General features: G+C 59.9%; 20 protein-coding genes. 8 read left to right on the top strand and 12 right to left on the bottom strand.

The window, feature by feature from the left end:
* The first annotated feature begins 168 nt into the window (after positions 1–168).
* From AC2GXZ_RS17765 to AC2GXZ_RS17730, 8 genes are all read left to right on the top strand, one after another.
* Positions 169–618: a MarR family winged helix-turn-helix transcriptional regulator gene (locus AC2GXZ_RS17765; protein ID WP_483760515.1), complete on the top strand. Its 450-nt coding sequence runs from the start codon at positions 169–171 to the stop codon at positions 616–618.
* A 258-nt stretch (positions 619–876) separates the two neighbouring features.
* Positions 877–2,112, top strand: coding sequence for a PAS domain-containing protein (locus AC2GXZ_RS17760; protein ID WP_483760514.1), 1,236 nt, complete (start codon positions 877–879; stop codon positions 2,110–2,112).
* 148 nt (positions 2,113–2,260) lie between these two features.
* On the top strand, positions 2,261–2,428 hold the full coding sequence (locus AC2GXZ_RS17755) for a hypothetical protein (protein ID WP_483760513.1): 168 nt from the start codon (positions 2,261–2,263) through the stop codon (positions 2,426–2,428).
* The gene (locus tag AC2GXZ_RS17750; protein WP_483760512.1) at positions 2,425–3,924 is read left to right on the top strand and encodes an HAL/PAL/TAL family ammonia-lyase; all 1,500 of its coding nucleotides are present in this window, start codon (positions 2,425–2,427) and stop codon (positions 3,922–3,924) included. The genes AC2GXZ_RS17755 and AC2GXZ_RS17750 overlap by 4 nt, the downstream gene beginning before the upstream one ends.
* A gap of 73 nt (positions 3,925–3,997) precedes the next feature.
* Positions 3,998–5,002 (top strand): ornithine cyclodeaminase family protein, encoded by a 1,005-nt coding sequence (locus AC2GXZ_RS17745; protein WP_483760511.1) that lies wholly within the window; start codon positions 3,998–4,000, stop codon positions 5,000–5,002.
* 54 nt (positions 5,003–5,056) lie between these two features.
* Positions 5,057–5,833 carry a phosphate/phosphite/phosphonate ABC transporter substrate-binding protein gene (locus tag AC2GXZ_RS17740; RefSeq protein ID WP_483760510.1) on the top strand — a complete coding sequence of 259 codons (777 nt, stop codon included), beginning with the start codon at positions 5,057–5,059 and terminating at the stop codon, positions 5,831–5,833.
* 239 nt (positions 5,834–6,072) lie between these two features.
* Positions 6,073–7,317: an amidohydrolase family protein gene (locus tag AC2GXZ_RS17735; protein ID WP_483760509.1), complete on the top strand. Its 1,245-nt coding sequence runs from the start codon at positions 6,073–6,075 to the stop codon at positions 7,315–7,317.
* Position 7,318: 1 nt separating this feature from the next.
* Positions 7,319–8,815: a gamma-glutamyltransferase family protein gene (locus tag AC2GXZ_RS17730; RefSeq protein ID WP_483760508.1), complete on the top strand. Its 1,497-nt coding sequence runs from the start codon at positions 7,319–7,321 to the stop codon at positions 8,813–8,815.
* 52 nt (positions 8,816–8,867) lie between these two features.
* Here AC2GXZ_RS17730 and AC2GXZ_RS17725 read toward each other — a convergent pair whose 3' ends face one another.
* The 12 genes from AC2GXZ_RS17725 to AC2GXZ_RS17670 form a co-directional block, all read right to left on the bottom strand.
* Positions 8,868–9,197, bottom strand: coding sequence for a hypothetical protein (locus tag AC2GXZ_RS17725; RefSeq protein ID WP_483760507.1), 330 nt, complete (start codon positions 9,195–9,197; stop codon positions 8,868–8,870).
* Between the two features lie 12 nt (positions 9,198–9,209).
* Complete coding sequence (locus AC2GXZ_RS17720; RefSeq protein WP_483760857.1) at positions 9,210–10,115, bottom strand: 2-hydroxyacid dehydrogenase; 906 nt, start codon at positions 10,113–10,115, stop codon at positions 9,210–9,212.
* Between the two features lie 54 nt (positions 10,116–10,169).
* A complete protein-coding gene (locus tag AC2GXZ_RS17715) occupies positions 10,170–10,949 on the bottom strand; it encodes an amino acid ABC transporter ATP-binding protein (RefSeq protein ID WP_483760506.1) in 780 nt (259 codons plus the stop codon).
* Positions 10,950–10,989: 40 nt separating this feature from the next.
* On the bottom strand, positions 10,990–11,793 hold the full coding sequence (locus AC2GXZ_RS17710) for a transporter substrate-binding domain-containing protein (RefSeq protein ID WP_483760505.1): 804 nt from the start codon (positions 11,791–11,793) through the stop codon (positions 10,990–10,992).
* Positions 11,794–11,843: 50 nt separating this feature from the next.
* Positions 11,844–12,500 carry an amino acid ABC transporter permease gene (locus AC2GXZ_RS17705; RefSeq protein WP_483760856.1) on the bottom strand — a complete coding sequence of 219 codons (657 nt, stop codon included), beginning with the start codon at positions 12,498–12,500 and terminating at the stop codon, positions 11,844–11,846.
* A 12-nt stretch (positions 12,501–12,512) separates the two neighbouring features.
* Complete coding sequence (locus tag AC2GXZ_RS17700; RefSeq protein WP_483760504.1) at positions 12,513–13,181, bottom strand: amino acid ABC transporter permease; 669 nt, start codon at positions 13,179–13,181, stop codon at positions 12,513–12,515.
* Between the two features lie 89 nt (positions 13,182–13,270).
* Positions 13,271–14,308: a LacI family DNA-binding transcriptional regulator gene (locus AC2GXZ_RS17695; protein WP_483760503.1), complete on the bottom strand. Its 1,038-nt coding sequence runs from the start codon at positions 14,306–14,308 to the stop codon at positions 13,271–13,273.
* Positions 14,309–14,406: 98 nt separating this feature from the next.
* On the bottom strand, positions 14,407–15,468 hold the full coding sequence (modC, locus tag AC2GXZ_RS17690; RefSeq protein WP_483760502.1) for a molybdenum ABC transporter ATP-binding protein: 1,062 nt from the start codon (positions 15,466–15,468) through the stop codon (positions 14,407–14,409).
* On the bottom strand, positions 15,465–16,166 hold the full coding sequence (modB, locus tag AC2GXZ_RS17685) for a molybdate ABC transporter permease subunit (protein WP_483760501.1): 702 nt from the start codon (positions 16,164–16,166) through the stop codon (positions 15,465–15,467). Before modB ends, modC begins: the two co-directional genes overlap by 4 nt.
* Positions 16,167–16,418: 252 nt before the next feature.
* A complete protein-coding gene (gene modA, locus AC2GXZ_RS17680) occupies positions 16,419–17,210 on the bottom strand; it encodes a molybdate ABC transporter substrate-binding protein (RefSeq protein WP_483760500.1) in 792 nt (263 codons plus the stop codon).
* Positions 17,211–17,450: 240 nt separating this feature from the next.
* Complete coding sequence (locus AC2GXZ_RS17675) at positions 17,451–18,038, bottom strand: peroxidase-related enzyme (protein ID WP_483760499.1); 588 nt, start codon at positions 18,036–18,038, stop codon at positions 17,451–17,453.
* Entirely contained in the window at positions 18,035–18,523 is a 489-nt protein-coding gene (locus AC2GXZ_RS17670) for a CMD domain-containing protein (RefSeq protein ID WP_483760498.1), read from the bottom strand. The genes AC2GXZ_RS17675 and AC2GXZ_RS17670 overlap by 4 nt, the downstream gene beginning before the upstream one ends.
* Between the last annotated feature and the right edge of the window lie 55 nt (positions 18,524–18,578).

Genomic DNA, 18,578 nt, shown 5'->3' with positions numbered 1-18,578 from the left:
AGGTGCCGGCCAGCCGGACGCCTGCGATTTGCTGTCGGAATTTGCTCTTTGTCATCTAAATAGTTCACATGCGTACTATTCTCAAGTCATCAAATTGTGTAGATGTCTTTTTGGTGCCCTCAGAGGGTCGGACACATTGTCGCAAGGGCAATCGAAGGCAAGCCGGAGATGGACAAGCAACAGATACTGAAGCGCAAGGCCACCGCGGCGATGCTTCAAGGCGCAAATCTTTGGCGGCGGCTGGCGGAACGTGCACTGGCGGACGAAGGCATATCTGCGGCACGCGCTGATGTCTTGATCTGGCTGCACAGACTTGGCGGAGGTTTGCGTCAGGTACAACTTGCCGACGCCATCGGCCAATCGAGCAACGCATTGGTTCGCTTGCTCGATGAATTGAGCGCTGCCAACCTGATCGAACGGCGTGCAGACGAACGCGATCGTCGGGCCAATTCCATCTGGTTGACCGCCGATGGCGAGATCATGGCCACACGTGCTGAGGAGATCCTCGTCATCCTGCGTGACAGGGTCCTTGCCGACGCGGATGCCGGCGATCTTGAGGCGATCGTCCGCCTGCATGAGACCCTGTCGGCTGCTGCCGCGGATCCACCGGAAGAATAACCGCCCATTTGCGGAAACCGTTGCGTCAGCGGACGCATTTTCATTTGCGACCAAAACATAAAGCTGCATCCACAAGAGCGTTTTCACTTCATGCGAGCGCCCCAACCTGTTCAATTTTATTAAAATTTGAATTTCTCGTCGCACGCTTGACGAACGTCAAACGCGGCTGAAATCAGTAATGACAAGCCGTTTTCCCAGTGCAACAACGCCAGTTCGCGAATACGGGAGGGTAATTCGGGAAGATCGGCGGACCGTCAGATGAAAGCGATAAAAAGACCTCAAGAGGCGAACGTCTCGATCGAAATAGAGTCCCCATTCTATTTCAGGGAATTGTTCTTTTCGAGGACGGATGAGCGTGGAAAAATCCAGTCTGGGAACGAAGTATTCCAAAGGATCAGCCAATACTCGTGGGCCGAACTCGCCGGAAAGCCGCATAATATCATCCGGCATGAATCGATGCCGCGCGCGGTATTCTGGTTGCTTTGGGACAGACTGAAGAAAGGCATGCCGACGGGAGCCTACGTCAAGAACAAGGCCAAGGATGGTCGTTATTACTGGGTCTATGCGATCATAACACCATGCGAAAGCGGCTTTCTGTCTGTCCGGCTGAAACCGGGCAGCGCTCTTTTCGATGTCGTCCAGTCGGAATATGCGGCACTTTTGCATGTCGAAGCAGATGCCGACATGTCTCCGGCCCAAAGTGCTGGTCTTCTGTCGTCGCGCCTGTCTGAACTTGGCTTCGAAAATTACGATGCCTTCATGGCCGCAACTCTGGTCGCCGAGTTCAGCGGCCGGGAGGAACAGATGGAGAGGCGCACCAAGCAGACGCTTTCACTCTATGCCCGCCTCATTCCATCCACCGCCAGACTTCTGCGTGCTGCCCGCGGCATTACCGAGGGTTATCAGGCCTATCGTTTCGTGCCGCTCAACCTGCTTGTGCATGCCGGTCAGATTGGCGATGCGGGTGCTGCAATTGCCACGATCTCAAACAATTACAACATCCTGTCCGAACAGATTCAGCAAGGACTGCGCGATTTTCTCGACGCCGCCGTCCGCGTCTCCCACACGATCCATCTCGGCGCATTTCTTTTGGCAACATCCTACCTGCAGCAGGAGGTCGTCGACGGATTTCGGAACGAGACGCCGATCGCGGGCGTCGATCACGCCCAGGAACAGGTGCTGCTGCGGCAGCAGTTGTCCACATACAAGGCCAATGCACTTCGAAGCCTTGCCGACATGGAACGCGAGCTCAAGACCTTCTTCGACCGGGCATCGGAAATGAAGCGTCTGGCCCTCGGACTGGCCGCCATAAGGGTAATGGGTAAGGTCGAAACCGGTCGCCTCGACGCAAGCGGCCTGAAGGACCTTATTGCCGACCTTGAAGCCTTCCAGGAGATTCTCCAGACAGGGCTTTCGGATATATTGAACGTCAATAACGGCCTGAGATCCGACGCCGCGCATCTATTGGAAGCCTACGCGCACGAACAGGCATAGGCGCCCCCAGAGCCGATCTGAGATCGTCGCCCGTTGGTTTTCGCGGCATCTGCATTTCGCTTAAAAAACCCTCGGCCAGGATTATTGGCTTGCATTTGGTCAGCTCTCATGTCCGCATACACATGTATAGACATTTGGGAGTTTCGGAATGCGCGTGATCTGCGCACTTGCGGCGGCCGGTCTGATGCAGGACGGCGTAATCTTGAAGGTTTCCGGATCCGGTGGCCTTGTTTCCTGCCCGGGGAAAATTTTCAGTTTTGAAGCGGGCACATTCGAGCGTTCGAACCTCCATCTCACCGACGGAGGGAAACAATGACCGAGGCCCCCACCGTCGTGCGCCTGACGACCGAGGCTCCGACAATCGGCGATATCGTCGCCATAGCACGACAGAACGCCCGAGTGAGCGTCGGGCAGGATGTCGAAACGCGCATTCTTGCAGGCCGCGCCGTCGTTGATCGCTATGCGGCTTCGGACGTGCCGGTCTACGGCCTGACGACGGCACTGGGTGCGGGTGTCGATACCCGCCTTGCGGTTGATGATCTTGTCGCCTTCCAGCTTAGGGTCCCTCAGGCACGAGCCGTTGGCGTCGGCGCGCCAATGTCGACAGAGGCTGTGCGGGCGATGATGGCGGTGCGGATTGCCGGCATGGCTGCCGGAGGCGCCGGCGTCTCCCTTCCCGTATTCTCCGGCCTCGTCGCAGCACTCAATGCCGGCTTTCATCCGATCATCCCTTCGCTTGGCTCGATTGGCGCTGCCGACCTTGCACCGCTCGCCCATATGGGCCGTGCCCTTCTCGGTTACGGTGACGTCGAATTCGAAGGCAAGGTGATGCCGGCAGCGGATGCCTTGTCGCGGGCGGCGCTCGAACCGCTCAGGCTGCAACCAAAGGACGGGCATGCACTCGTCGTTGCCAACAGCATGTCGGTCGGCAAGGCCTGCCTCTGCCTTATGGATATCCGCAGAGTTCTCGAATGGTCGCTGAGGGCAATAGCCCTCAATTTCGAGGCGTTCCGCGCGAACGTGTCGGCATTCGACGATCGCGCCCTGGCTGCGCGTCCGGCCTTTGGACAAAGAGAGGCGGCAAGCCGCTTGCGGCACCTGCTTGCCGGCAGCAGCCTGCTTGCGGACGGAGCCGCAAGACGTCTTCAGGATCCATTGAGTTATCGGTGCAGCCCGCAGGTCTGGGGCGCCTTGCTGCATGCGATCGACGAAGCGACGGCAGCGACCGAGATTGAAATCGGCAGTTCCGGCGACAATCCCGTCATACTCGTCGGCGAAGATCTGATCCTGTCGAACGGCAATTTCGACATGACGGCCTTCGTCCTTGCCTGGGAAAGGCTGGGTCAGGCGATGGCCCATTGTGCCGCGGCAACGGCCTACCGGACGATGAAGATCATGTCGCCCGGCATGTCGGACCTGCCGCGTTTCCTGACACCGCTTGGGCAGAGCCGCACCGGTTTTGCTACTGTCCAGAAGACGGTATCGGCGCTTGAAGCAGAAATTCGCCACCTTGCCGCGCCGGTCTCGCTGACGCCGATCCCGGTCGCCGACGGCGTGGAGGACCAGGCGTCGCTTGCCCCCAGCGTCATCGCCAAGACCGAGGCGATCGTCGAACGCCTGCGTTATCTGGTGGCCATCGAACTGATCGCCTCGACACAGGCTGTCGAGTTGCGTGGTGTCGAGGCCGAGCTGGGGGTAGGTTCCGGCGCGGCATACAGGGCTGTCCGCCAATACGTACCACCGCTTGAGGAAGACCGGGCGCAGGGCCCCGACTTCGAAGCCATCGCAACGCTCATCCGCTCTGTCACCTAGCGGGCCGCACGGAATTGCCCCACCCTCCATCACAATGAACGGCACTGCCGGCCAAAATCTCCGGAGAACAGCAATGCAGGAAATCTGGATCGACTATCTGAACGCGCTGGACGTCAAGGCCATGGCGCTCACCGACGCCGAAATCCTCTCTGCCGTTGAAAAAGCGCTGGATGCACAGGGCCGCGGCGAAACCGTCATCGAACCGCGCGTCCATCTCGTTCCCGAAAGCTCCGACAAGGGCCATTTCAACGTGCTGCGTGGCTACGTGAAGGCGCTCGGTTATGCCGGCGTGAAGGTCGTCGGCGATTTCGTCGACAACTACAAGCAGGGCCTGCCTTCGGAAATGGCTGTGCTTAATCTTTTCGATCCAAAGACCGGCATGCCCAAGGCGGTGGTCGACGCAACCGCGATCACCGATATGCGCACGGGAGCCGTCACGGCGCTCGGTGCCAAATATCTTGCCCGCAAGGACAGCAGGGTGCTTGGCCATATCGGCGCCCGCGGCACCTCCTACTGGAATGTCAGGCTGCTCGATCACCTTTTCGATTTCGACGAAATCCGCGTTCATTCCCGCCGGCCGGAAAGCCGCGAGGCCTTTGCCGCCCGGCTGGAAAACGATCTCGGCAAGAAGATCGTCGCCACGGACAACTGGGAAGACTGCCTGAAGGGTGCCGACATAATGATCGAGGCGAGCCGCCTGCCGGAGCCGACACCGCTGTTCAGGACCGAATGGGTCAAGAAAGGCGCCTTCGTCGTTCCTTATGGCACGATGAGTGCGCTTGAGTTCGACCTCACCGACATCATGGACAAGGTGGTCGTCGACGACTGGGGACAATGTGGCCCAGGCAAGCCGTATGGGGCTCTGCGGCGCCATGTCGATGAAGGCAAGGTGACTGCAGAAACGCTGCACGCGGAAATCGGCCAGATCGTTTGCGGCCTCAAGCTCGGCCGCCAAAACGACGATGAGACGATCCTGTTCTGGCATCGCGGGCTGAGCACCACGGACATCGCACTCGGTGCCGCGATGGTCGACAAGGCCAAGGCAATGGGCCTTGGCCAGCGATTGCGGTTTGCCTGACGCATGGCAAAGCGACCATCCGCTTCTCCGCCACAACCGGTGGCCTGCTCGAGAATGTACAATCTGAGCCCGAAGATCCGCAGCCTCTGGGACACACTCTTCGATTGGGTTGGGCGCGAATGCGGCATCCCGCTGACGATCATCGCACATGCGGCACCCGCGCCGCTCTCGGAATTGTGGGAAAGGCCGGATCTGGGCGCGGCGTTCATCTGCGGTTACCCGTTCGCCATGATGGCGCCGGCACATCGCCCCCAGCCTCTGGCGGCACCGGTTTCGACTGCCGACTGGAGCCGCGGCCGGCCGCTCTATGCCAGCCGGATCGTGACCGCCCGAAACTCCGGCCTCTTGCTGGACGGTCTTTCCTCCGCCAGATGGGGATGGACGGTGCGGGATTCGCAATCGGGTTATAATGCGCCGCGCGAATTCCTTGCGACAAAGAATATGGTCGGACCGCTACCGGAAACGACAGGACCATTCATCAATCCCGTCGGCATGATCGAGGCGGTCGCGAGCGGCAAGGTGGATGCCGGCGCAATCGATGCCTATGCCTACCAGCTTCTCGAACTGCACGAGCCACAGATGTTGGCCAGCCTGCGCGTCATCGCAACCTCCGCCCCTGCCCCGTTCCCTCTGCTAATATCGGCACGACATCTGGCGAAAGAAACGGTGGATGCGTTTCGCTCGGTGCTCTGGCAGGCGCACGAAACAAGCGAGGGCAGACAGATACTCGCGGCACTTGGCCTACAGGCATTTGTCGAGCCCGATATGGTGGCTTACGAAAACTTGCCCGAGCGTGCCAGGAAAGTCGACGAAATTCTCGGCAAATGGTGAGACCCGGCCCTGGAAATCAAGACAAACGGCTGAAAACGAGTTTGTGGTAACCGACACCAAGACGATGCTGCATTTCGGCTGCGGGCAGGCCTTTGATACAAGACGGCAGTCAGGCTTTGATCAATGTCGTTTAGCGTTCATCCATTTGCCGCCGTGCCGCACGCATGCTCGCAAACGCCTCCGATTGCTGGTCTATTCCTTCGGTGCGATTCCCCGAACAACGTGACAGGTGGCAACCTATGCAAACCAAAGGCGACAGCGAATTCATCATCGACAACGTCCGCCTAGGGGATGGACGCCAGGGGCAATCGGTTCATGTCGCAGGCGGCCGTATCCTGGCGATCGGCGTGGCGAGCGACACTGATACGATCGAGCGGCTGGACGGAGCGGGTGCGCTGCTGATGGCGGGTTTCACCGATGCGCACGTGCATCTCGACAAGGCGATGATCCTCGGTCGCTGCCCGCTTTGCGAGGGCACGCTTGGCGAAGCCGTGCGATTGACGGCAGAGGCAAAACGCGGCTTCACCGCCGAAGATGTCGAAGCGCGCGGGGCCAAGGTTCTCGAAATGGCGGTGAGAGCCGGCACCCAACGCATGCGAAGCTTCGTCGAAGTCGATCCCCGGGCAGGGCTTCGCAGCCTCGAAGGCCTGCTGCGTCTTCGGCGGCGATGGGCGCCGCTCATCGATCTGCAGCTCTGTGCCTTCGCTCAGGAAGGACTTACCAACGAGCCGGAAACAATCCTGCTTCTCGACCAAGCACTGGAAATGGGCGCGGACCTTGTGGGGGGCTGCCCCTATACTGATCCGGATCCGGTTATGCATGTCGGCCTGGTTTTCGATCTTGCCCGCAAACATGATGTCGATGTCGATTTTCATGCAGATTTCAATCTCGACGCTGCCAATTCCATCTTGCCGGAGATCGTCCGGCAAACGCTGGCCTATGGTTGGCAGGGGCGCGTAACGGTCGGCCACGCGACAAAATTTTCGGCCTTCGATCCACATCAGCGGGAACAGATTGCACGCGACATGGCCGAGGCGGGAGTGGCTCTGGTCGTCTTGCCGGCAACCGACGCCTTCCTCAACGGGAACAGAGACAATCCGCTGCGTCCTCGCGGCATCGCTCCGGCAAAACAGATCAGGGATCTCGGCGTCACCGTCGCGCTGGCGACGAACAACATCCAGAACCCGTTCACCCCCTTCGGCGATGCATCGCTGCTGCGCATGGCCGGCCTCTATGCCAATCTCGACCAGCTGGCGACCGATGGTGACATGCGCGCGGCTTACGAGATGGTCACGATCGATCCAGAAAAGATCATCGGCCTCAAGGCACCGGCGCTTTTAGCCGGCGAAATCGCCGATTTCATCCTTGTCGCGGCAGAAACGGCGGAAGATGCGGTGCGCAGCAACGCGGCTGTGGTTGGCGCGATCAAGGCCGGCATAATAAGACTGTGGGCTCCTGTCCCTCCCCTTCGCATGACGATGTGACATGACCGATTATCTGGCTATCTCCCCTCACCCCGCGGCAACGGCGATCGGCAACGAACTGCTTGAGGCGGGTGCCTCTGCGGCCGAGGCCGCCGTCGCGATCGGCGCCTTGCTGAGTGTCGTCATGCCGCATTTCTGCGGCATCGGCGGAGATGCGGTTTGGCTGGCGGCGGATGCGGATGGCACTGTGACTGCCATCAACGGGATAGGTCATGCCTTTGCCTTTACGGACAGGATTTCGAATATTGCCACCCGCGGCCCGCAATCCATCCTGACGACCGCTGCAGCGGTGCGGACCTGGGAGGCGGCACTTGCATTGCAGGCACCAGGCTGCAGTATCTCGCCGCTGCTCGCGCCGGCCATTGCGGCTGCGCGCGACGGCTTCTCGGTCGGCGCCTCGCAGGCCTTCTGGACGCAGTTTCGCGCCGGCGAGATCGGTGACTGGCTCGGTTTCGAGCGTTATGTGACGGCGACGGAAGGCCAGCGCATGGTCAAGCCGGAGTTGGCGGACAGCTTGGCCGAGTTATCCGATAGCGGATTGAGCAGTTTCTATGACGGCGGGCTTGCGGATCGGATTCTGGCTGATCTCAGGAGTGTCGGCGTGGACGCCAAAGCCGAAGATCTCGCCACCACCCGGGCCGAGCAGTCAGATCCGTTGCGTATCGCCTATCGAGATGTCCTGCTGCATGCCCCGCCGCCGCCGACACAGGGTGCCGCAGCGCTCGCGATCATGGGCATTCTCGACCGGCTCGGGCCGGCGCCGCAGCAAGGCAGTGCGCAGGACTACCACCTGATGGTCGAGGCGGTAAAAGCGGCATTTCTCGATCGCGGCGGCATCGATGACGCAGAAGACGCCCGCGCCTATGCGCAGTCGCTGCTGGCACCGTCGCATCTGGACGCGCGGGCAGCCTCCATCGACAGAAACAAGGCGCGCGCATGGCCGCATGTATTTGAAAAGGCCGACACCGTCTATTTTGCCGCACGCGACAAGAAAGGTCGCTGCATTTCGGCGCTTCAAAGCACCTATTACGACTGGGGCAGCGGTTGCTGCCTGCCACGGACGGGAATTATCTGGCACAATCGCGGCGCAAGCTTTCGCCTGGGCGAAGGGCCGAACCGGATAAAACCCGGTCGACGGCCGTTTCACACGCTGACGCCGGGCATCGCTACCCGGAATGGAAAACCGTATCTCCTTTATGGCACACAGGGTGCCGATGGCCAGCCGCAAACGACCTGCGTGCTCCTGCGTCATATGATCGACCATGGTCGTGCGCCGGAAGAAGCGCTTCACGCACCACGTTTCCTGCTTGGCCGGACATTTTCCGACAGTCGCGACAGCCTGAAGCTGGAACCCATGCAGGGAGTGGAAGACCTGCGAAGTTCAGGGCATGAGGTGAGCCCGATAGCAGCGCTCAGCCCGCTTGCCGGTCTTGCGGGCGCAATCCGGATCGAAGCCGACGTGGTTATCGGCGCGAGCGATCCAAGGGGCGCGAATTAGGCCGCCGGGGGCGGCGAAGTGCTGACCTGTGCAGGCCAGCGCCAGCCCTGTCTTATTCCTGCCCGAGAGCAAGATCGAAGACGTGATGATGGATACGGCCGTCAAACATCTCCATCAACCCTTTGGTCATCTCGCGACTTTCGTAACGAACCGGCGATTCCAGCGCTGCGGCCAGCGTTTCGCGACTGTCGTAGGCCGTCCAGAGAACCATCGGATAGGACGGAGCGCCTTGGTCGCGCTCGATATTGTAGAGGACCTTCACTTCCCGGATGCCGGGGAAAGCCAGCCACATTGGCATCAGTTTTTCTGCGACATAGGCCTTGAAGGCATCTTCCTTGCCGGCCTGGATTGCGCCTTCGAAAAAGGCCTGTCTGATAATCATGGCGTGTTGCACTCAGTTGACTGTCGTGGGTGGTTTTTCGCCGGCAAAATGGGCCGCGAGATTTTTGAGGACCATCTCTCCCATGCCGAGGCGGGTTTCCAGCGTGGCGCTTCCCTGATGCGGCATCAGCACCGTGTTCGGCGCCGTGAAGAATTCCGGCCTGATATTCGGCTCATTGACGAAGACGTCGAGACCCGCGCCCGCGATCGTGCCCTTGTTCAGCGCATCGAGAAGCGCGTCCTCGTCCACCACCGTGCCGCGGGCGATATTGATGAGATACCCTTTCGGGCCGAGCGCCTTGAGCATGCCGGCATCGATGATGTTGTGCGTTTCGGCATTTGCCGAGATCACCACACAGAGGATGTCGCTGTCTTCCGCAAGCTCAATCGGCGTGGCGCAAGCCTTCCAATTCGTGTCCTTGACCGGCGAACGGTTCCAGTAGCGGACCTCCATGCCGAAGGCTTCCGCCCTGCGGCCGAAAGCCTTGCCGATCTGGCCAAGACCGAGAATACCGACCCGCTTGCCCTTCGGGCTGACGCCGAGCGGAAACTCGCCCTTCGTCCATTTGCCGCCGCGAAGATAGGCGTCGCCGGCCGCAATGTGTCTTAGAGCCGCCAGCATCAGCGCGATGCCGATATCGGCGACGTCATCCGTCAGCACGCCAAGCGTCGTGGCAACATCGATATTGCGTTCGCGGGCAAATTTGAGATCGATCCTGTCGGTGCCGACGCCGTTTACAGCGATCACACCGAGGTTCGGGAGCTTCGCGATCCATTCATTGGAGATGCCACTGCCGCCACCGGTCGCAGCCGCCCGAATGCGCGGCAACGCCTCTTCCACCGCCTGTACCTGGCTCGCATCATAGGCGCGGTGAACGGTATAAAGTGCGTCGAGCTTCTCCTCGATCGGCTTCATCATCGGCTCGAGAAGCAGGAGGTCAGGCTTCATTATCGTATTCCCGTGCAGTTCTGATCAGGCGATCTGGCCGAGGAAATTCTTCAGCCGCTCATTCTGCGGATTTTCGAAGAACGTCTGCGGCGGCCCCATTTCGAGGATTTCGCCACGATCCATGAAGATGACCCGGTCGGCGACCTGACGCGCAAACCCCATTTCATGGGTCACGCACAGCATGGTCATGCCTTCCTTCGCAAGATCGATCATCGTGTCGAGAACCTCCTTGACCATTTCCGGGTCAAGCGCCGAGGTTGGCTCGTCGAACAGCATGATCTTCGGGTTCATGCAGAGCGCCCGGGCGATGGCAACACGCTGCTGCTGGCCACCCGAAAGCTGGGCAGGATATTTATCCGCCTGTTCGGGAATGCGCACGCGCTCAAGGAAACGGCGCGCCGTTTTCTCGGCGTCGGCTTTCGATATGCCACGGACCTTCATCGGCGCGAGCGTGCAGTTTTCAAGCACGGTCATATGCGGAAACAGGTTGAAGCTCTGGAAAACCATCCCGGTTTCCTGACGGACCAGATCGACATTCTTGCCGCCGGCCGTCAGATCGTGACCGTCGACCACGATGCGGCCCTTCTGGATGACTTCGAGCTGGTTGATGCAGCGGATCAGTGTCGACTTGCCGGAGCCGGATGGCCCGCAGATGACGATCCGCTCACCACGATTGACCGAAAGGTCAACCTCCTTGAGCGCGTGGAAGGCGCCATACCACTTGTTGACGCCTTCCATGCTGACGGCCACATCGGAAGTCCCGTGCACCGCCGCCGCAACTGCGTTCGCTTTTGCCTCGGTCATGCGAGGAACTCCTTTAAGGCCTGGCTTGTTGTTTCTCTGTTTACTTCTTGGCTGCCGTGACAAAGTCCGGGAGCGGCGAACCCAGCCACTTCTCGTGGATCTTGTTGAGTTCACCGTCGGTCTTCACCTTGGTGACAAAGGCGTTAACGGCTGTCAGCAGCTCGGTCGAACCCTTGCGGACGGCGATACCCTGAACCTGCTGGCTGAGCTGGATCTTCTGGCCGAAACGACCGGGTGCGGCCTGCTCGATCTGGGCGGCAACGACGTTGGAGACGCCGATCAGATCGACCTGGCCGGAAAGCAGGGCCTGCACGGCGCTGGCATCGTCATCGAAACGCTGGATCTTGGCATCCTTCGGCGCGATCTTGGTGACGGCCGTATCCTGTGTCGATGCACGGGCAACACCAATCGTCTTGCCGGAAAGGTCCTCGGGCTTGGAGACCTGCGTGGAGGTCGGGCCGAAGACGCCGACCGAGATACCGGCATAGGGTTCGGAGAAATCGACGTTCTTGGCGCGCTCTTCGGTGATACCGAGCGAGGCGACAAGCAGATCGACCTGGTTACTCTGCAGATATGGGATGCGATTCGGACCGGTAACCGGAACGATCACAACCTTGACGCCCCATTCCTTGCCGAGCAGCTTTGCGACATCGCTGTCATAGCCGTCTGGTTCGTTCGACGTGTTCATGATGCCGAATGGCGGGAAGTCCACCATCATGCCGACCTTGATCGTGCCGGCCGACTTGATGCTTTCGACGGTCTGTGCGGATGCGAACTGCGCGGTTGCACCGATCACCAATGCGGCACCGATACCAGCCATCGCCATGCGTCTGGAAATAGTCATGCTCCTACCCTTTCTTCTCTACCGGCATCCTCCCGCCGGCCTAGGATCGGTCAACGTGTTGTTGACCGCGAAAACCTGACCTCCATGCGGCGTGCCAGAAGTGACAGGGGCCAGCAGAGGACGAAATAGATTGCAGCCACGGTGCCGAACACCATGAACGGGCTGAATGTCGCATTGTTGATGATCTGGCCCTGGCGCGTCAGTTCGGTAAAGCCGATGATGGCCGCAAGCGACGTGCCCTTAATCAGCTGAACGAGAAAGCCGACGGTCGGTGCGACCGCAATACGGGTCGCCTGCGGCAGGATCACATACCGCATCCGGCTGAAATAACGCAGACCAAGAGCGGTTGCCGCCTCGCGCTGGCCGGGCGGAATGGCCTCGATGCAGCCGCGCCAGATTTCACCGAGAAAGGCACTTGCATGCAGCGTCAGCGCCACCGCAGCAGCGACCCATGGATTGATGGCAAACCCCATGATGTTCATGCCGAAGAACACCAGGAAAAGCTGCATAAGGAGCGGTGTTCCCTGAAAGATACGAATGAACCCGGTGGCGATCAGCCGCGGCCATTTTGCATCGGAGACGCGAACGAGGGCGATGAACAGGCCTCCGATACCGCCTCCGGCAAAGGCGATCGCCGACAGCGCGATCGTCCATTGCGCCGCCATGACGATGATCCAGAATTCGTTCCAGCCGAAAGGTCTGATCAGCATAGTGTCCCCCTATCGGCTCAACGGATATCGGAATGCGGTCTTCTCGATCAGCGAGAAGATGGCGGAGAAGCAGATCGACATGACGAGGTACATCGCCGTAATGACGATATAGACCTCGAAGCTGGCGAATGTCGCCGACTGCAGGTCATTGCCGGCTGCGGCGAGATCGTCGGCGGAAATCGCCGAAACCACGCTCGACGTCAGCATCAGATAGACGAACTGGCTGGTGAGCGCCGGATAGACAGTTCTCAGCGCCGGCTTCATGATGATGTAGCGGAAAATCTGCAGCTTGGAGAGACCGAGTGCCGTGCCCGCTTCTACCTGCCCCTTCTGGATGGATTCGATGCCCGCACGGATGATTTCCGTGCCGTAGGCACCAAAATTGACCACAAGCGCAACGAGCGCGGCGCTATTCGGCGTCAGTCGCAGGCCGAGCGCCGGCAGGCCGAAGAAGATGAAGAAGATCTGCACCAGGAACGGCGTGTTGCGGATGATTTCGACATAGGCGTCGATCAGCCAGCGCAGTGGCGCAATCCTCGATGTCTTGCCGGCCGCGCAAAGGATCGACAGTATCAACCCAATGATCATCGCCGCGCAGGACAGCTGGACCGTGACCCAGGCACCGATCAGAAGCTTGTCGAATCCTGCAAACACAGGTTCAAAATTGAAATTGTACAAGGAGCTCCTCCGAGCCTTAGGTCGCACCTCCATGCGACGATTTAGATCGATCTAATTCGGTTGTCTGACAACGTCAACCCATCAAAGCGTTAAATTGGGCCGCTTTCCACACGCGCGGCGCAGGATTGGCGAATATGCAGCTGCGCGGCCTTCACAAATTTGCGAGGTGCAAGGTCTGGATCTGAAAGACGATCGAGAAGAAGCACGGCCGCCCCCTCCCCGATTGCCTCGGGAAATGTCGCGACCGAGGTCAGGCGGGGCCGCATCGCCTCCGCATCGGCGACATCGTCAAAGCCGATCAACGAAAAATCCCGACCGATACGAACGCCGAGATCGTAAAGTCCGGCGGACAGGCCGAGCGCCACGACATCGTTGAAACAGACGACGGCACTCGATTTTCCGGCCCCCGACGAAAACAGTTCGGCGGAGCCGGCAATGCCGGACATCTGGTGCGGAACCCGCATGATTTTGTCGGCCGCAAGGCCATGAGCCTCCATCGCATGCCGGAACCCGTCCACCCGCTCCTGATAGGCCGAATGGACAGGCCCGTGGACGGCAAAGGCGATATCGCGATGCCCGAGATCGGCAAGATGGTCGACCGCCTGGCGCATTCCAAGCGCATAATCGACGCCGGCATAATCGCACTCGTCGGACACATGCCGCAGGACCTGAACCAGCGGCATGTTCCATTCCGTCATCTGGGAGACCAGAGCGGGATCGGTACCGGCGGCGGGGCAGAGGATGATGCCATCAACGCCATGTTCGCGCATCCGGGTCAGCAACACATCCTGGCGGGGAAGCACGTCACCGCTGTTGACCAGCATTACCACCATGCCCGCAGCATCGATCACCGTCTCGATCCCGGCCAGCAGCTCGATGAAGAACGGATTTGTGAGATTGGGAATCACCACGCCGATCGTCAGGCTGCGGTCCGCTCTCAGCCGGGCCGCCCCCATATTGTAGACGTAACCCAGCTCTTGCATGGATGCCTCGACCCGGGCACGGGTCTCGGCGCCAACCAGCGGGCTCTTGCGAATGACCAGCGAGGCCGTCGCGCGCGATACGCCGGCGTGACGTGCCACATCGAGCAGCGTGACGCGGTTTTTCTTTCTGCCTTCGGCTCCCATGAGTACGCGCCGACCTCCCGAACCGAAGCAGTAATTCACCTATAGATTGATCGTCGTACGCACCCGGTCAATCCTTCAAAGAAGGGGGGTAACGTTTTTTACCGCTCCAAGGCAACCGTCTTGATCACCGCGAAGACGGGCATTCCAAGGGAAAGTGCGAGGCGCTCATGCGACAGCGCCGTGATACGGGAAAACACGAGATCGTCACCGGATCGAATGCGGATACGTATCATGCCATCCACATCCGGCTCGATGGCGGCTACCGTACCTTCGATGATATTGAGCGCGCTGAGGCCTTGCGGGCGGATGGTCGCAACCATCACGTCCCGTTCGGGAATATGGATACGAACGGCCTGCCCTTCGGCTACTTTCGCATTCGGCAGGATGATTTCGGCGGTGGAAAGAGCGATCGTTGCGAGATTATGCGCAGCGTCGACGCTGCGCACCGTGCCGGCGAGTACGGCACCGGCCTCACGTCGGTCGGCCGATGGCAGGGCCATGATTTCGGATGGCGTACCGCTGGCCTCGACCCGGCCATCCTTCATCATCACCACCGTGTCGGCAAGCTGGACGACCTCGGCGACAGAATGGCTGACATAAACGATCGGGGTTGCCGTCTCGTCGCGCAGCCGCTGGAGATAGGGCAGGATTTCCGCTTTGCGCGCCTCGTCCAGCGCAGCGAGCGGCTCATCCATCAGCAGCAGGCGCGGGGCGGAAAGCAGCGCACGACCAATCGCCACTCTCTGCTTCTCCCCACCGGAAAGCCCGGCCGGGCGCCGTTCCAGAAGCGTGCCGATGCCGAGCATGTCGATGATCCGGTCAAAATCCGCCAGCGCCTCGTTCTTCGGCGCGAACCATCGGCCATAAGACAGGTTCTGTCGGACCGACAGATGCGGGAAAAGCCGTCCTTCCTGGAAAACATAACCGAAACGGCGCCTGTGCATGGGCACGAAGATGCGCTTTTCCGTATCAACCAGTACGGTGTCATTGATCACCAGACGTCCATGGTCCGGTTTTGCCAGCCCGGCGATAATCCGGATCATCGAGGTCTTGCCGGATCCCGAGCGGCCGAACAGCGCCGTCACGCCACCGTCGGAACTGAAGCCCGCATCGAGTGAAAACGCGCCAAGTTTCTGCCGTGCATCGACAAGAAGGGTCATTCCGCGCTCACTCTCTTGCCAACGAGATGGGCCAACAGTTCCGAAGCGATCAGGGCGATGAAGGATATGGCGATCGCCACCAGCGTCAGCCGCATCGCGCCGAGATCACCGCCGGGGACCTGGGTGAACGTGTAGATGGCAGCCGAAAGCGTCTGCGTTTCGCCTGGAATGTTGGAGACGAAGGTGATCGTTGCGCCGAACTCTCCCATTGCCTTGGCAAAGCACAGGATCATGCCGGCAATGATGCCCGGCAGGATCAGTGGCAGGGTAACCGTCATGAACACCCAGGCCGGGCTTGCACCGAGCGTGCCGGCAGCCTCCTCGAGCTTGCGGTCGACCCCCTCGATCGACAGACGGATGGAGCGGACCATCAGCGGAAAGCCCATCACACCGCAGGCAAGTGCTGCGCCAGTCCATCTAAACGAAAGGACGATACCGAGATATTCGTTGAGAAAAGCCCCAATCACGCCGCGACGGCCGAAAAGCACGAGCAGGATGAACCCAGTCACGACCGGCGGTAGGATGAGCGGCAGATGGACGATGCCGTTCAGGACAGACTTGCCCCAGAAACGCCCCCGCGCAAGCAGATAGGCCGTGACGATCCCGAAAGGCAGGCTGACCACCATGGCAACGCCCGAGACCCACAGGCTGAGCCGGATCGCCGTCCATTCCTCGTCGCTCAGTATCAGCCAGTCCAAAATACACTCCGCATCAAAACCGCCTCGATCATTTCATGTCGTCATCGAAACGACGACATGGCCCAGCTCCCTGTTTTACGCAATTCCAGTGAAACCGCTTCGCACATTTTCGCTGGAAACGCTTTCGCTACCAGGGAACAGCGTCGCCAGGCCCGTCTCCGCAATGACGACGGGCAGATCAAAAAACTACAGCACGCACACCACGGATGGCGCACGTGCTGAAAGATGGAAAGCGGATGCTCTCCGAAAATCCTATTTCAGAACCGTAAAGCCTTCCTTCTCGAAGAAGGGAGCTGCCTTGGCGGATTTCAGATAGTCGAGATAGGCAGCCGCATCTGTCGACTTGGACTCGGAAAGAAGTGCGATCGGGTAGATGATCGCCGGATGGCTGTCTGCAGGAAAGGTTCCGACGACCGCAACGCCCGGATCAGCGGCAGCATCCGTGGCGTAAACGATGCCGTAGGGAGCCTCACCACGGGACACGAGTGCCAAAGCCGCGCGTACACTTTCGGCAAAGGCGATGTCCTTTTCCACGCCAGCCCAGCTGCCGAGATTTTCAAGCGCGGTCTTGGCATATTTTCCGGCCGGAACCGACTTCGGTTCGCCCATGGCGAGCTTGCCGCCTTTCAGAAGGGCTGCAAGATCAAAACCTGCCTTGATGTCGACCGGTTTTGCGCTTTCCTTCGGAGCGACCAGAACGATGCTGTTGCCCAGCCAGTTCGATTTCGTGTCCTCTTTCACCAGCTTCTTTTCGGAAACGTATTTCATCCAGTCCAGGTCGGCCGAAATGAAAACGTCCGCCGGTGCACCGGCTTCGATCTGCTTGGCAAGCGCGCCGCTGGCGGCATAGGAAACGGTCGTTTCCTTGGCGGTTTCGCTGGTCCAGGCCTTGTTGGCGGCATCCAGCGCGTTCTTCATGCTCGCGGCGGCAAACACGGTGACCTTCTCCTGCGCTGCGGCAGGTGCCATGGATGCCGCCATGACGACAAGCGCTGTTGCTGCAACTGCTGCGGCTTTGTTCAGCCAACGATGATTGATCTGCATTTTCATATGCCCCCTGACGATTCAAGATATCGCCGGAAATATATCGACAATCGGGCGCTTGGCCAGCGTTATATTCCTGAAGACATATTGATTCCACTTCGGCCAGCGACAGGGGCGCGCCCAAATTGCCCAGTGTTATGAAGAACATATTTTGCGGCGCTTGGCCGACCGGCGTGTGACTGCACAGTGCCGGTCGAGATCTCGTGACGAAACGTGACCAGGCTTCCAAACCCTGCTGGATCAATCTTCCGTGGCAGGCACGAAAGGTTCACCGAGCGTGTGCATCAGCCGGTTGGCCCAGCCGAAGATCGCGGTCGACAGGATCAGGTCGGCGATTTCCAGTTCATCGAGACCGACGGCCTTCAGGCGCTCCATGTCTTCTACCGTTGCCGCCGGCGGGAAGGCCGAGAGCTTAACCGAGAAGTCGAAGATCGCCTGCTCTCGCTCGGGCAGTTTTGCGTCCGTCTCGTGAGCGAAGATTTCCTCGACGATCTCTGTCGTCTTGGTCGCCTGGTTGAAATGACGCGCATGCACGGCGATGCAATAGATGCAGCGGTTGACGATGGAGGAACCAATGGCGCCGAGTTCGCGCCCTCCGCGATCGAGCCCGTCCCGGCCATACATGATGCCGTTGAACAGCGGCGAGCGATGCAAAAGCGATTCCGGATCATGGGCAAGGGTGAGGACGTAGTCGGAGACCTTTTTGTTCGCCGGTGTGATCTTCAGCGCAGCAAGCTGTTCCGGCGTTGCCGTCTCCAGATCGATCGGTTTGACGAAGGGGCGCCAGTCCAGAACTTCCGTCGTGTAGTGGTGAACAGTCTCGCTCATCGGGCGGTCTCCATCAGCCGCAGGCCGGCGACGAGGCGAGCCTGATATCCCAGAAAAGCGGCAAGCTCGGCGAGACGAACGATGTCCGCGTCGCCGACACCTGCCGCATAGAGTTTTTCGATGTGCTGCCTGGTTGCCGTGCGCGGCCGGCACGTCAGCATGTCGGCATGATCGAGGATCGCCTGCAGCCGGGTATCGTCGGTTCTCGCATCCGGTTCGACAAGACCGACAAGATCGTAGAAGTCCTCGCATTTGGTGAAGTGATCGTAATAGTGATCCTTCATTTTCATGTCGCCGAGCCGTTCTGAGGCGCGCACTGCGATCAACGCCCGCAGCGCGTGTGACAGCCCACCGGGTTCGGCCGGCGTCAGCACGGCCTTGCGGCTCGCCTCGGTCAGCGCCATCAGGTCGGCGCGCCGCGCCAGCAGCTGTTTCAGCCGTTTGTCGGCCCCATCGCCAACCAATGTCTCGATCAAATCTGTCATCTTGAACTTTCACAGGGCATGATTTTCGACGCAACCTCATTGCAAGAGGTTTCGC

It is taken from the genome of Aliirhizobium sp. YIM B11859, from assembly GCF_057163345.1.
The sequence above is the reverse complement of the archived record's forward strand: the minus strand, read 5'-3'. Positions and strand labels throughout refer to the sequence as shown.